Below are 12,941 nucleotides of genomic sequence, written 5' to 3'. Positions count from 1 at the left end.
GATCCGGTTACGAGTTCGTTCCATCTGCGGCCTGTTGGCGGCCTGCTTGCTTGCGCAAAGTGCGCAGGCGGCGGCGACCCTGCAAGTCCTGCACTGGTGGACGTCGCCGACCGAACGCAAAGCCGCCAATGCGCTGGCGGCGCGCGCGGCGGAAGAGGGCATCGAATGGAAGGACGCCGCCATTCCCGGCGGCGCCGGCCTCGGCGCCGGCAAGGTGCTGAAGAGCCGCGTGCTGGCCGGCGATGCGCCGGAAGTGGCGCAGATGATCGGCGTGTCGATCGCCGAGTGGGCCGACCTCGGGCTGCTGCTCGAAATCGACAACGTCGCCGCCAGCGGCAACTGGAACGGCGCGCTGTTCCCGACCATCCAAACACTGATCACGCACCGCAAGCATGTGGTGGCGGCGCCGGTCGGCATCCATCGCGTCAATACTTTGTTTTACAACCGCGCCTTGCTGGCGCAGCTGAAGATCGCGCCGCCGCAAAGCTGGGCCGATTTCGAAGCGGCCGCGCAAAAGCTGAAGGCGGCAGGCATTGCACCGCTGGCGCAGAGCAGCGAGGCGTGGCAAGTGGCTGCGCTGTTTGAAAACCTGGTGCTGGCCGAAAGCGGGCCGGAATTTTATCGCCAGCTGTTCGTCAGGCGCGATCCGGCCGCCGCAGCCGACAAGCGCACGGCGCAAGCGCTGCAGCGCCTGCGCACCGTCAAGGGATGGAGCAATGGTGCGCTCGACGAGCGTTCGTGGCCGGATGTGGCGCGCCAGTTTGCCCGGCGCGAAGCCGCAATGATGATCATGGGCGACTGGGCCAAACCCGAGCTGCGCGACATGGGCATGGTGCTGGACGAGGACTTCGCCTGCGGCGCGGCGCCCGGTACCTCTAAATACCATCTCTACAGCGTGGACACCTTCACCATGTTTGCCGGCGAATATCGCCATATGCCGGCGCAGGAAAAGATGGCGCGCCTGCTGGTGTCGCCGCCGGTGCAGGTGGAGTACAACTTCCTCAAAGGCTCGGTGCCGGTGCGGCGCGACGCAGATCCAGCGCGCATGGATAGCTGCGCGCGCGCTTCGTGGACCACCTTTGCGCAAGGCGCGGCGGTGCAGGCGCCCAGCCTGGTGCACCGCATGGCCACCGATGAGGCCAGCCGCGACGCCATCATCGCCGAGATACATCGTTATTTTCTGGACGACCGGACTACACCGGCCGAGGCGCAGCGTCGCCTCGGCGTGTTATTCCGGCTGTTTAACCTCAGAAGCCAAGGAGCATTCGGTGCGCAAGATACTGATCGTAGACGATGACCAAAAGACCCGCGTGCTGCTCAAGACTTATCTTGAGAAGAACCAATACGAGGTGGTGCTGTCGCATGACGGCGAAAGCTTCCTGGCCGAGCTGCACACGCACGCCGACCAGCTGTCGATGGTGATACTGGACGTGATGCTGCCGGATACCGACGGCTTCGCGCTGTGCAAGCAGGTGCGCCAGCGCTCCAATGTGCCGATCATCATGCTCACCGCCAGCTCGGACGAAACCGACCGCATCGTCGGGCTGGAACTGGGCGCGGACGACTACATCGCCAAGCCTTACAGCCCGCGCGAACTGCTGGCCCGTATCAAAGCCATCCTGCGGCGCGCGGCGGTGGAGACGCCGTCGGTGCGCTACTACCGCTTCGTTGGATTCACACTGGACCTCAAGGAGCGCAAGGTGGTCGACAGCGCCGGCGCGCCGCTGGCGCTGACAGGGCTGGACTTCCAGCTGCTGAAATACTTCGTCGAACATCCGGGCGTGATCCTGGACCGCAGCCTGCTGTGCGAAGAGACGCGCGGCCGCGACGCCGGTCCGCTGGACCGTTCGCTGGATGTGCAGATCAGCCGCCTGCGGCTGCGCCTCAACGACGACGGCAAGCAGCCGGCGCTGATCAAGACGGTGCGCGGCGCAGGTTACGTGTTCTCGGCGGAAGTCAACGTCTCGCATGCGTGAAAGGTTAAGTAGCCTGTGGCCAGCCTCGCTGCTGGGCCGCCTGACGCTGGTGATGGTGGCCGGCCTGCTGGTGACGCAGCTGGCGGCCAACGCCATCTGGTCCGCGCAGTTGCGCGCCAAGGCGCGGGTGGAGGCGCAATCGGCGGCGCAGTATGTGGCGCACAGCGCGGCCGCCGCGATCCGCTTTTATCGCAGCCTTCCGCTCAGTTATCGCGTGCTGGTGATCCAGCAGATGCGCGAGATGGGCGGCACGCGCTTTTTTGCCCACCTCAATCACGCCTACGTTCCGGTCCAGGAGATCGCACCGCACCCGCTGGCGGAAAGCGTGAAGGCCACACTGGGCGCGACGCTGAAAAGCGACCTGCCGCATTTGCCCGCTGCCCGCCTGGCTTTCGCCTGGCCGGACCAACTGGCGGTGTCGGAGGATGCGCACCTGAGCGACCTGCCCGACGCCTGGGTCCAGCACATCCTGCTGGTGCAGCCGGAGCCTGCGCCGATACTGGTGATCCAGGCCGAGCTTGAGCCGGGCAACTGGCTGTACATGGCGGCGCTGATGCCCAATCCGTATTTCCTGAGCGGGAACGATCCGTGGGCGTGGGACCGGCTGGCGCTGCAAGGCCTGTCGCTGGCGGCGGTGCTGTTGCTGTGCTTATTGGTGGTGCGCTGGATCACGCGGCCGCTGGCGGCGCTGTCCGACGCGGCAGGCGCGTTCGGGCAGGGCGAGCATGCGCCGCCGCTGCCGGAAACAGGCAGCCGGGAATTCATCAATACGGCGCGTGCCTTCAGCGCCATGCGTGAACGCATCCAGCGCTACATTGAAGACCGCGAACGGCTGTTCGTCTCCATCTCGCACGATTTGCGTACGCCGATCACGCGCCTCAAGCTGCGCTCCGAACTGCTGGACGATGAAGACCTGCGCAATGAATTCGAAGAAGACCTCGACGAACTGGATATGATGGTCAAGGGCGCGCTGCAATGCGTGAAGGACAGCGACATCCACGAGAACCCGGCCGAGATCAAGCTGGATGCGCTGCTGGCACGTATGGTGCGCAGCGCGCGGCTGGCCGGGCACGAGGTGGGGTTTGAAGAATCCGGCCTGACGGTGCGCGGCAAGCCGCTGGCGCTGAAACGCGCGATTGGCAACTTGCTGGACAATGCGCTGTACTATGGCAAGCGCGCCGAAATCAGCACGCGCGCGGAACCGGACGCGGTGGCGATTGCGGTGCGCGATCACGGACCGGGTGTGCCGGAGGATGCGCTGGCCAGTTTGTTCGATCCCTATATCCGGCTTGAGCATGGCCGCGAACAGAATGATAATGGCATGGGGCTGGGCCTCGGCATCGCGCGCGGCGTGATCGAGGCGCACGGCGGCCAACTGATATTGGAGAACCATCCGGAGGGAGGCCTGCAGGCCACCATTCGGCTTCCGGCATGAGAGAGACAATGAAATCGATGAGCATCAAATCCATCGCAGCGCTGCTGCTGGCCTGCGGCGCGCTGAACGCAGCGGCCGCGCCGGAACCCATCAAGATGCGCTGGGAAGTGCTGCGCAATGAAGCCACGGCGCAGGGCGAGCGCTCCAAGGCGCGCCTGAGCGTGACCGCGCTGCGCGGACAGTCGTTGCCGGCGCAGGGCTGGTCCTTGTACTTCAACTGCATGGAAGGTGTGATCACCGGGCCGCTGCCCGGCCACCTGGTGCTGGAAAAGGTGGTGGGCGGCAGCTTGTTCCGCGTGCGTCCCACTGCCGGCTTCAAGGGCCTGCCTGCCGGCCGCACGCTCAACATCGACTATGACTATCCCGGCCTGACCATCAAGATGGCGCGCGCGCCCGTTGGCCCTTATCTGGTGTTTGACGCTGCGCCGGACGTGGCTTACGCGATCAACGATTTCCAGCTGCAGCTGCCGACGCGCCCGGAACAGCTCAAGCGTCCCGCCGGCCAGCACGCGCTGGTCACCCCGCAGGATGTCTACCGTCGCAATGCGCGCGCCGATGTGCTGCCGGCGACCGCGCTGCCGCTGGTGTTCCCGACGCCGCTGGAACTGAAGGCCGGCGCTGGCCGTGTGCAACTGGCGCGCGCGCCGCAGGTCATTTCCGGCCCCGGCCTGCAATACGAAACCATGACTGCCCGTGCGCTGTTTGCGCGCTATCTGCTGCAGGGGGACACCAGCCGTCCGGCGGTGCCGCTGCGCCTGCGCATCGGCGCGGTGGACGGGCAGTCGTCGCCGGAAGCCTATGAACTGAATATCGATGCCGACAACGGCATCAACATCACCGGTAACACGGCGGCTGGTGTGGCGCGCGGCTTGCAATCACTGCATGACTTGCTGCCGCTGCCGTCTAACGCTGCCCAGATCGAACTGCCGGAACTGGACATCACCGACGCGCCGCGCTTTGCCTATCGCGGCTTCCAGCTCGACGTGGCGCGCAACTTCCAGCCCAAGGAAGTGGTGTTCAAGACGCTGGACCTGATGGCCGAGTACAAGCTCAATAAGCTGCACTTCCACATTACCGACGATGAGGGCTGGCGGCTTGAAATCGCCGGCCTGCCGGAGCTGACCACCATCGGCGCGGTGCGTGGCCACAGCACCAAAGAGGGTGTGCGCCTGCCGCCGACTTATGGCTCCGGCCCGCGCGCCGACGATCCGCATGGCAGCGGCTATTACACCCGCGCCGATTACATCGAAATCCTGCGCTACGCCGCCGCGCGCCACATCGACGTGATTCCCGAAATCGAAATGCCGGGCCACGCCCGCGCCGCCGTCAAGGCGATGGAAGCGCGTTATCGCCGCATGCAGGCGGCGGGCGAGCAGGGCGCCGCCAAGTATCTGCTGAACGACTTCGACGACCGCTCGGTGTACAAGTCGCCGCAGGAGTACACCGACCATGTGATCAATCCTGGTCTTGAATCGAGCTACGCCTTCATCGAACAGGTGGTGTCGCAAGTGGCGGCGCTGCACCGCGAGGCGGGTGTGCCGCTGAAGACCATGCACATGGGCGGCGACGAGTTGCCGCATGGCGCATGGGAGCAGTCGCCGGTCGCCCGCGCGCTGATGCAGAAGGAAAAGCTGTCCAGCACCGCCGACCTGTGGGACTACTTCTACAACCGCGTCGACGGCATCCTGCGCAAGCACGGCATGTTTGCCTCCGGCTGGGAAGAGCTGGGCGCGCGCCGCTCGGAGAAGGAGGGCGGACAGCAATTGCCCAATCCGCGCTTCACGCAGCGCGGTTTCAGTCTCTACGTGTGGAATAACACGCCGGGCAACGAGGACTTCGCCTACCGGCTGGCCAACGCCGGCTACGACATCGTGCTGGCGCCGGTCACCAATATGTACCTCGACATGGCGGCCAATCCGAATCCGGAGGAACCGGGCGTCAACTGGGGCGCTTATGTGGAGCTGGATACGGTGTACGACTTCAAGCCACTTAACATGCCAGGCGCAAGCCTGACCGACGCCGGCCGTCGCCGCATTCGCGGCATCGAAGCCACGCTGTTCTCGGAAACCATCCGCGATGCCGGCCGCCTCGATTACCTGCTGATGCCGCGTCTGCTGGCGGTGGCGGAGCGCGCCTGGGCCGTCGATCCGGCTTGGGCGCAAGAGCCGGACGCCAAGCGCGCGGCCGCGCTGCACCGCGCTGCGTGGTCCGGCTTTGTCAATGTGCTGGGGCAGCGCGTGCTGCCGCGCCTCGATCTGGAGCGCGGTGACGTGCGTTACCGCATCGCGCCGCCGGGCATGGTGGTGGAGGGCGGCAAGGTGCTGGTCAACCACGCGCTGCCGGGCCTGACGCTGCGCTACACCACCGACGGCACGCCGCCCACTGCACGCAGCAAGCCGGTCACCGGGCCGATCACCGCCAAGGGCGTGATCCAGGCCGCCGCCTTCGACCGCACCGGCCGCGCCGGTCTAGTGGCGCGCGTCGTGAACCGATAAGGCCGTCGTTCCGGTGAAGGCCGGAACCTAAGAGAACGCGCGAGTAGAGTCACCGCGAGCGTTCTATTGGATTCCGGCCTGCGCCGGAATGACGGCGGTTTATTCCTCGATTTTTGCAGTTTGTCGCAATCTCCCGGAGGCGGGCGGCGGGCCGGGAGTATGATAATCGGACTAATATCCGAGGATTCCCCTATGAAGAAGCTTTTCCAGTTTGGCTTGCTGTTTGCCGCCTTCTGCGCCCTGTTCGGCCGTGCTGACGCCGCCGATGACACCGAAACCCGCTCGATTCCCATCGATGCGCGGGTGGTGCGCGTCAAACTGGATGGCGTGATCGACCTCAAGCTGCGCCAGGGCGATGTGCCCTCGCTGCGCCTGATCGGCGAAAAGAAATACCTCGAAAAGCTGACCGCCTCTCAAAGCGGCGACACCCTGCATCTGGAAACCGAAGGCCGTGGCGTCAAGATCGGGCGCAATAGCACCCGCGCCGAGCTGGTGCTGCCGATGCTGCGCGAGGTGGTGTCCGAGGGCGTGGGCTCGACTGAAATCAACGGCTTCAGCGGCGATGAGCTGGAATTGACGATGGATGGCGCCGGCAGCATGAAGGTGGTGTGCGACTACAAGTCGCTTAAAGCCAACCTCGGCGGCGTGGGCAGCATGAATTTGTGGGTGAGCGAGAACGAGCGCGTGGAACTCGACTTGCGCGGCGCCGGCTACATCACGCTGGGCGGGCGCAGCAAACTGCTCAAGGCCAATCTGGGCGGTGTGGGCGGCCTGAATGCGCAGCAGTTCCAGGCCGAGTCGGTGAATGTCGATCTGAGCGGGCTGGGCAACGCCACCGTGACCGCCAAGACCAACGCGACCCTGAACCTGAGCGGCCTGGGTTCGGTCATTGTGTACGGCAAGCCGCTGAACCGCAACGTCAGCGTTGACGGCCTTGGTAAAGTCAGCTGGAAATAATAATGAAGAAGATCCTGTTAGTGATGGCCCTTGCGCTCGGCTGGCAACAAGCTGCGATGGCCGGCTTCACCGAAGGGGCCACGGCGTACAACAACAAGAACTACGCGGTGGCGTTAAAAGAGATCCGGCCGCTGGCGCAAGCGGGCAATGCCGACGCCGAGCATTTGATGGGCCTGATGTATTACATGGGCCGTGGCGTGCCGCAGGATTACAAGACGGCGCTGGAATGGCACCGCAAGGCTGCGCTCAAGGGCAAGGCCGATGCGCAGTATGTGGTCGGTGCCATGTATTACACCGGCAATGCGGTGATTCAGGATCACAAGCAGGCGGTGTCGTGGTTCCGCAAGGCGGCCGAGCAGGGGCACCCGGATGCGCAGCAGGTCCTGGGGCTGATGTATCGGTATCACATTGGCGGTATGCCGCAGGATAATGTGATTGCTTATATGTTGTGGAACCTGGCGGCGGCCAACGGCTCGATGAATGCGGCCGAGCAGCGCTCGGCGGTGGTCAAGACCATGACCCAGGAGCAGATCGAGGAAGGGCAGGCGCTGTCGGCCGGATGGAAGCTCAACACGCCGCTGCCGCAAAAGTCACGCACGGGCGGCGGCTAAACGGCGGCTGGCGTAAAATTGCCCTTTTAATAGAGGGCGAGACCATGCGCGCGATTGAAATCATCCAACCCGGCCCGGCCGATGTCCTGAAACTCTGCGAACGCCCGCTGCCGGTGTTCAAATCCGGCGAAGTGTTGATTAAAGTGCATGCCGCCGGCGTCAACCGCCCGGATGTGTTCCAGCGCATGGGCAATTACGCCCCGCCGCCGGGCGCGTCCGACATCCCCGGCCTCGAAGTTGCCGGCGAAATCGTCGACGGCGATCTCGACTACACCACCCTCGATATCGGCGACAAAGTCTGCGCTTTGGTGCAGGGCGGCGGCTATGCCGAGTACGTTGTTGCGCCCATACAGCAAGTTTTACCGGTCCCAAAAGGCTGGTCCATGCTCGAAGCGGCCACAATTCCGGAAAATTACTTCACAGTCTGGAGCAACGTTTTTGACCGCGCCAAACTGGCCGTCGGCGAGACTTTATTGGTGCAGGGCGGCAGCTCCGGCATCGGCGTGACCGCTATCCAATTGGCCACCGCGCTGGGGCACCGCGTGTTCGCCACCGCCGGTTCCGATGACAAGGTCACGGCCTGCGTGGCGCTCGGCGCCGAGCGCGGCATCAACTACAAAACCGAGGACTTCGGCACCGTGGTGAAAGAGCTCACCAACGACCGCGGCGTCGACGTGATTCTCGACATGGTGGCCGGAGACTACCTGCCACGCGAGGTTTCCTGCCTTGCGGACGATGGCCGGCTGGTCATTATCGCCACCCTCGGCGGCGGCAAGGCCACGCTCGACATGGGGCAGGTGCTGCGCCGCCGACTGACCGTGACCGGCTCCACGCTGCGCCCGCGCTCGGCCGAATTCAAGGGCGAGATCGCGCGCAACCTGAAAGAAAAAGTCTGGCCGCTGATGGCCGAGCGCAAACTCAAGCCGGTGATCCATACCGTCTTCCCGCTGGAGCAGGCCGCCGCCGCGCATGCGCTCATGGAAAGCAGCTCGCACGTCGGAAAAATCATGTTGCAGGTGATTTGATAGGCAATCCGTTGTAAAATGCGTAGTAAATTTACGGTTTTCGCTAGCCGGGGATTCGCTTTGCCTGTTTGACCCTGCCTTTTGCGGCGCGGTAAAATGGCGGGTTGATTAATTATTAGGCTAGCCATGCGTCACAAACTCGTCATCGGAAACTGGAAAATGAACGGCAGCAGCGCCGGTAACAAGGCATTGTTGTCCGGCATCGTTGCCGGTCTGAACGACTTTGGTGCTGACTGCGCCGTATGCGTGCCGGCTCCTTACCTGGCCCAGTGCCAGGCCGAGCTGGAAGGCACGGCGGTGAAGTGGGGCGGGCAAGACGTGTCGGTGCACGCTTCGGGCGCCTACACCGGCGAGGTATCGGCGGCAATGCTGGCGGACTTCGGTTCGACCTATGTGCTGTGCGGCCACTCGGAGCGCCGCGCCTACCACGCTGAGAGCAGCGAGCTGGTGGCGCAGAAGACCGTGGCGGCACTGTCGGTTGGTCTGACCCCGGTGGTGTGTGTCGGCGAAACGCTGGCGCAACGCGAAGCGGGCGAGACCGAAGCAGTCATCTGCGGCCAGCTGCAAGCGGTGCTGGATGTGTTGACGGTGGAGCAGGCGGCCAAGATCGTGCTGGCTTACGAGCCAGTCTGGGCGATCGGCACCGGCAAGACCGCCACGCCGGAGATCGCACAAGCGGCGCACAGTTTCCTGCGGGCCCGGCTGGCGCAGAAGGATGCGGCAGTGGCGCAGGGTATGCAGATTCTGTACGGCGGCAGCATGAAGCCGGAGAATGCAAAAGAATTGATGGCGCAGCCGGATATCGACGGCGGCCTGATTGGCGGTGCGGCATTAAAGGCGACTGATTTCCTCGGGATTATCCAGGCCGTTTAAAGCACTGATTTAAGCAGTAGAAACAAAACGATACAAAACTTTTATTTTGGAATGGAATAACATGGGCAGCTTGTTCAATCTGGTTATCGTAGTGCAGGTGGTTTCCGCAATCGCCATTATTGGTCTGGTGCTGCTGCAGCACGGCAAGGGCGCCGACATGGGCGCGGCCTTCGGCTCCGGCGCTTCCGGCAGCCTGTTCGGCGCCACCGGCTCCTCGAACTTCATGTCCAAGTCGACTGGCGTGGCAGCGGCGATCTTCTTCAGCGCCACTCTGGCCCTGTCGTACATCACTACTCACCAGACCAATAATGTCAGCGGCGGCGTGATGGATAAAGCGGTTCCGGCCGCACCTGCAGCACCAGCCGCAGCGCCTGCAACCGCACCGGCCGCACCGGCCGCGCCAGCAGCTTCTGCCCCGGCTCCTGCAAACTCGATCCCGAAGTAATATAATCGCTGTAGTAAATCAGTCGTTGTTGATAAATAATTAAGTTGTTTGCTCATTGTTTTAGCAGTATCTTAGCGATGGCGAAAATAGTTAAAGATTTATCGTTTTTCTTCTTGTTTTGACGCAATACGGGATTAACAACCGCGTGAAAAGGAAGTAAAATAACGGCCTTATGCCGACGTGGTGAAATTGGTAGACACGCTATCTTGAGGGGGTAGTGGCGCAAGCTGTACGAGTTCGAGTCTCGTCGTCGGCACCAGAACATAGGCCAGCAAGGGTGGTACCAAGCTGGCTTTTTTACGAGGATGTGTCGTTCGATCCTGGTCTTAGTAGTAATACGATTGGGGCGAACGTTAAGCGCACCGCAAAGCACCGCGATGTGTCCTTTCAACTGACCGTCAACTTAAGCTCATCAATCGTGAACCTCGAAAATTATCTCCCCGTTCTCTTGTTTATCCTCGTCGGCCTCGGCGTAGGTATCGCTCCCCAAGTGCTGGGCCATATCCTTGGTCCAAAAAAGCCTGACGCAGCAAAACTCTCCCCATATGAATGCGGCTTCGAAGCCTTCGAAGACGCGCGCATGAAATTCGACGTGCGTTACTACCTCGTCGCAATCCTCTTTATTTTGTTCGATCTGGAAACGGCATTCTTCTTCCCGTGGGGCGTATCCATGCGCGAACTGGGCTGGCAGGGTTTCGTGACGATGATGGTCTTCATCGCCGAATTCGTGGTCGGTTTTTGGTATATCTGGAAGAAAGGTGCCCTTGATTGGGAATAAGTCATGGCTATTGAAGGCGTATTAAACGAAGGTTTCATCACCACCTCGGCCGACAAGCTGATCAACTGGGCGCGTACGGGTTCGATGTTCCCGATGACGTTCGGTCTGGCTTGCTGTGCGGTCGAAATGATGCACGTGGGCGCAGCCCGTTACGACATGGACCGCTTCGGCGTGGTGTTCCGTCCATCGCCGCGTCAGTCCGACGTGATGATCGTGGCCGGCACGCTGTGCAACAAGATGGCCCCGGCACTGCGCAAGGTCTATGACCAGATGCCTGAGCCACGCTGGGTCATCTCGATGGGTTCCTGCGCCAACGGCGGCGGCTACTATCACTATTCCTACTCCGTGGTTCGCGGCTGCGACCGCATCGTACCGGTCGACGTGTACGTGCCAGGCTGTCCTCCAACTGCTGAAGCCCTGTTGTACGGCATCATGCAGCTGCAGAACAAGATCAAGCGCACCAACACCATCGCACGCTAACGGGGGCGCTACAAGAAATGACTACTCATCTGGAAAAACTCCAAACCGCCCTCGGCACTGCCCTGGGCGATCGCGTTACTACGGTCGTTGCGCTGGGCGAAATCACCTTGACCGTGAAAGCCGCCGACTACTACAGCGTCATGCAGACGCTGCGCGACGATAAATCGCTGGGCTTCGATCAGCTGATCGACCTGTGCGGCGTGGACTACCTGAGCTACGGTGACGGTGCATGGGACGGCCAGCGTTTTGCCGCAGTCGTCCATTTGCTGTCCGTGAAGAACAACTGGCGCGTGCGTGTACGCGCTTTCTGCGCTGACGACGACATGCCGCTGCTGCCATCCCTGACCCCGCTGTGGCGCGCGGTCAACTGGTACGAGCGCGAAGCATTCGACATGTACGGCATCCTGTTCGAGAACCACAACGACCTGCGCCGCATCCTGACCGACTACGGTTTCATCGGCCACCCGTTCCGCAAAGACTTCCCGGTGTCGGGCTATGTCGAAATGCGTTACGACCCCGAGCAGAAGCGCGTGATCTACCAGCCGGTCACCATCGAGCCGCGTGAAAACGTGCCTCGCGTGATCCGCGAAGAAAACTACGGGAAGTAAGAACATGGCAGAAATTAAGAACTACACCCTGAACTTCGGTCCGCAACACCCGGCCGCGCACGGCGTGCTGCGCCTGGTGCTGGAGCTGGACGGCGAGGTGATCCAGCGTGCTGACCCGCACATCGGCCTGCTGCACCGCGGCACCGAGAAGCTGGCGGAACAGAAGACCTACCTGCAATCGGTTCCGTACATGGACCGCCTGGACTACGTGTCGATGATGTGCAACGAGCACGCCTACGTCATGGCCATCGAAAAAATGCTGGGTATCGACGTGCCGCTGCGCGCGCAATACATCCGCGTGATGTTCGATGAAATCACCCGTATCCTGAACCACCTGATGTGGCTGGGCGCGCACGCGCTGGACGTCGGCGCAATGGGCCCGTTCCTGTACTGCTTCCGCGACCGCGAAGACCTGTTCGACTGCTACGAAGCGGTGTCGGGCGCGCGTATGCACGCAGCGTACTTCCGTCCGGGCGGCGTGTACCGCGACCTGCCGGATGCCATGCCGCAGCACAAGCCATCGATCATCCGTTCGGCCAAGGCCATCGACAACCTGAACAAGGATCGTCAGGGTTCGATGCTGGACTTCATCGAAGCCTTCACCAACCGCTTCCCGACCTACGTCGACGAATACGAAACCCTGCTGACCGACAACCGTATCTGGAAACAGCGTACCGTCGGCATCGGCGTGGTGGCGCCTGAAGATGCGCTGGCAATGGGCTTCACCGGCGCCATGCTGCGCGGTTCGGGCATCCAGTGGGATCTGCGCAAGCACCAGCCGTACGAAGTGTACGACCTGATGGACTTCGACATCCCGATCGGCACCAACGGCGACTGCTACGACCGCTATCTGGTCCGCGTGGAAGAGCTGCGCCAGTCGAACAAGATCATCAAGCAGTGCGTTGAATGGCTGCGTAACAACCCAGGTCCGGTCATGACCAGCAACCGCAAGGTGGCGCCGCCATCGCGCGTGGACATGAAGACCAACATGGAATCGCTGATCCACCACTTCAAGCTGTTCACCGAGGGCTTCCACGTCCCGCCGGGCGAAGCTTATGCGGCGGTTGAGCATCCGAAGGGCGAATTCGGCGTCTACCTGATGTCCGACGGCGCCAACAAGCCATACCGCGTGAAACTGCGCGCTCCAGACTACGCACACTTGCAGTCGCTGGATGAAATGGCGCGTGGCCACATGATTGCCGACGCTGTGACCATCATTGGCACGCAAGACATCGTGTTCGGCAGTATTGACCGCTAA

13 protein-coding genes and 1 tRNA gene are annotated in these 12,941 nt (G+C 62.4%); all 14 read left to right on the top strand.

Features of this window, described 5'->3' with window-relative positions:
• Positions 1 to 46 precede the first annotated feature (46 nt).
• Positions 47 to 1,297, top strand: a complete 1,251-nt coding sequence (locus BMZ70_RS10420) for an ABC transporter substrate-binding protein (protein WP_229205369.1) — start codon at positions 47 to 49, stop codon at positions 1,295 to 1,297.
• Positions 1,269 to 1,976 (top strand): response regulator, encoded by a 708-nt coding sequence (locus BMZ70_RS10415; protein ID WP_092273324.1) that lies wholly within the window; start codon positions 1,269 to 1,271, stop codon positions 1,974 to 1,976. The genes BMZ70_RS10420 and BMZ70_RS10415 overlap by 29 nt, the downstream gene beginning before the upstream one ends.
• Positions 1,969 to 3,411, top strand: a complete 1,443-nt coding sequence (locus tag BMZ70_RS10410; RefSeq protein ID WP_092273321.1) for an ATP-binding protein — start codon at positions 1,969 to 1,971, stop codon at positions 3,409 to 3,411. Before BMZ70_RS10415 ends, BMZ70_RS10410 begins: the two co-directional genes overlap by 8 nt.
• 17 nt (positions 3,412 to 3,428) lie before the next feature.
• On the top strand, positions 3,429 to 5,906 hold the full coding sequence (locus BMZ70_RS10405; protein ID WP_229205368.1) for a family 20 glycosylhydrolase: 2,478 nt from the start codon (positions 3,429 to 3,431) through the stop codon (positions 5,904 to 5,906).
• Positions 5,907 to 6,098: 192 nt separating this feature from the next.
• Positions 6,099 to 6,863 (top strand): GIN domain-containing protein, encoded by a 765-nt coding sequence (locus tag BMZ70_RS10400; protein WP_092273315.1) that lies wholly within the window; start codon positions 6,099 to 6,101, stop codon positions 6,861 to 6,863.
• Positions 6,864 to 6,865: 2 nt separating this feature from the next.
• A complete protein-coding gene (locus BMZ70_RS10395; protein ID WP_092273312.1) occupies positions 6,866 to 7,474 on the top strand; it encodes a tetratricopeptide repeat protein in 609 nt (202 codons plus the stop codon).
• A gap of 44 nt (positions 7,475 to 7,518) precedes the next feature.
• On the top strand, positions 7,519 to 8,499 hold the full coding sequence (locus BMZ70_RS10390) for an NAD(P)H-quinone oxidoreductase (RefSeq protein ID WP_092273309.1): 981 nt from the start codon (positions 7,519 to 7,521) through the stop codon (positions 8,497 to 8,499).
• Between the two features lie 126 nt (positions 8,500 to 8,625).
• Positions 8,626 to 9,372 (top strand): triose-phosphate isomerase, encoded by a 747-nt coding sequence (gene tpiA / locus BMZ70_RS10385; protein WP_092273306.1) that lies wholly within the window; start codon positions 8,626 to 8,628, stop codon positions 9,370 to 9,372.
• Between the two features lie 61 nt (positions 9,373 to 9,433).
• On the top strand, positions 9,434 to 9,817 hold the full coding sequence (gene secG, locus BMZ70_RS10380; RefSeq protein ID WP_092273303.1) for a preprotein translocase subunit SecG: 384 nt from the start codon (positions 9,434 to 9,436) through the stop codon (positions 9,815 to 9,817).
• 174 nt (positions 9,818 to 9,991) lie between these two features.
• Positions 9,992 to 10,076, top strand: a tRNA-Leu gene (locus BMZ70_RS10375).
• Between the two features lie 159 nt (positions 10,077 to 10,235).
• Positions 10,236 to 10,595, top strand: coding sequence for an NADH-quinone oxidoreductase subunit A (locus tag BMZ70_RS10370; RefSeq protein ID WP_072780614.1), 360 nt, complete (start codon positions 10,236 to 10,238; stop codon positions 10,593 to 10,595).
• A gap of 3 nt (positions 10,596 to 10,598) precedes the next feature.
• Entirely contained in the window at positions 10,599 to 11,075 is a 477-nt protein-coding gene (locus tag BMZ70_RS10365; protein WP_008450353.1) for a NuoB/complex I 20 kDa subunit family protein, read from the top strand.
• Positions 11,076 to 11,092: 17 nt separating this feature from the next.
• Entirely contained in the window at positions 11,093 to 11,683 is a 591-nt protein-coding gene (locus BMZ70_RS10360) for an NADH-quinone oxidoreductase subunit C (protein WP_092273300.1), read from the top strand.
• Positions 11,684 to 11,687: 4 nt separating this feature from the next.
• Positions 11,688 to 12,941 carry an NADH-quinone oxidoreductase subunit D gene (locus tag BMZ70_RS10355; RefSeq protein WP_092273297.1) on the top strand — a complete coding sequence of 418 codons (1,254 nt, stop codon included), beginning with the start codon at positions 11,688 to 11,690 and terminating at the stop codon, positions 12,939 to 12,941.

Source organism: Duganella sp. CF402, assembly GCF_900109645.1.
In the GTDB taxonomy this organism is placed as follows: domain Bacteria; phylum Pseudomonadota; class Gammaproteobacteria; order Burkholderiales; family Burkholderiaceae_D; genus Rugamonas.
This window is presented reverse-complemented; position numbering and strand designations above follow the sequence as displayed.

Excerpts from the sequence above, each read along its gene's own strand:
- BMZ70_RS10360 (WP_092273300.1), top strand. The coding sequence starts at position 11,093 with ATGACTACTCATCTGGAAAAACTCCAAACCGCCCTCGGCACTGCCCTG.
- BMZ70_RS10395 (WP_092273312.1), top strand. The coding sequence starts at position 6,866 with ATGAAGAAGATCCTGTTAGTGATGGCCCTTGCGCTCGGCTGGCAACAA.
- BMZ70_RS10365 (WP_008450353.1), top strand. The coding sequence starts at position 10,599 with ATGGCTATTGAAGGCGTATTAAACGAAGGTTTCATCACCACCTCGGCC.
- BMZ70_RS10355 (WP_092273297.1), top strand. The coding sequence starts at position 11,688 with ATGGCAGAAATTAAGAACTACACCCTGAACTTCGGTCCGCAACACCCG.
- BMZ70_RS10410 (WP_092273321.1), top strand. The coding sequence starts at position 1,969 with ATGCGTGAAAGGTTAAGTAGCCTGTGGCCAGCCTCGCTGCTGGGCCGC.
- BMZ70_RS10400 (WP_092273315.1), top strand. The coding sequence starts at position 6,099 with ATGAAGAAGCTTTTCCAGTTTGGCTTGCTGTTTGCCGCCTTCTGCGCC.
- tpiA (WP_092273306.1), top strand. The coding sequence starts at position 8,626 with ATGCGTCACAAACTCGTCATCGGAAACTGGAAAATGAACGGCAGCAGC.
- BMZ70_RS10390 (WP_092273309.1), top strand. The coding sequence starts at position 7,519 with ATGCGCGCGATTGAAATCATCCAACCCGGCCCGGCCGATGTCCTGAAA.
- BMZ70_RS10405 (WP_229205368.1), top strand. The coding sequence starts at position 3,429 with ATGAGCATCAAATCCATCGCAGCGCTGCTGCTGGCCTGCGGCGCGCTG.
- secG (WP_092273303.1), top strand. The coding sequence starts at position 9,434 with ATGGGCAGCTTGTTCAATCTGGTTATCGTAGTGCAGGTGGTTTCCGCA.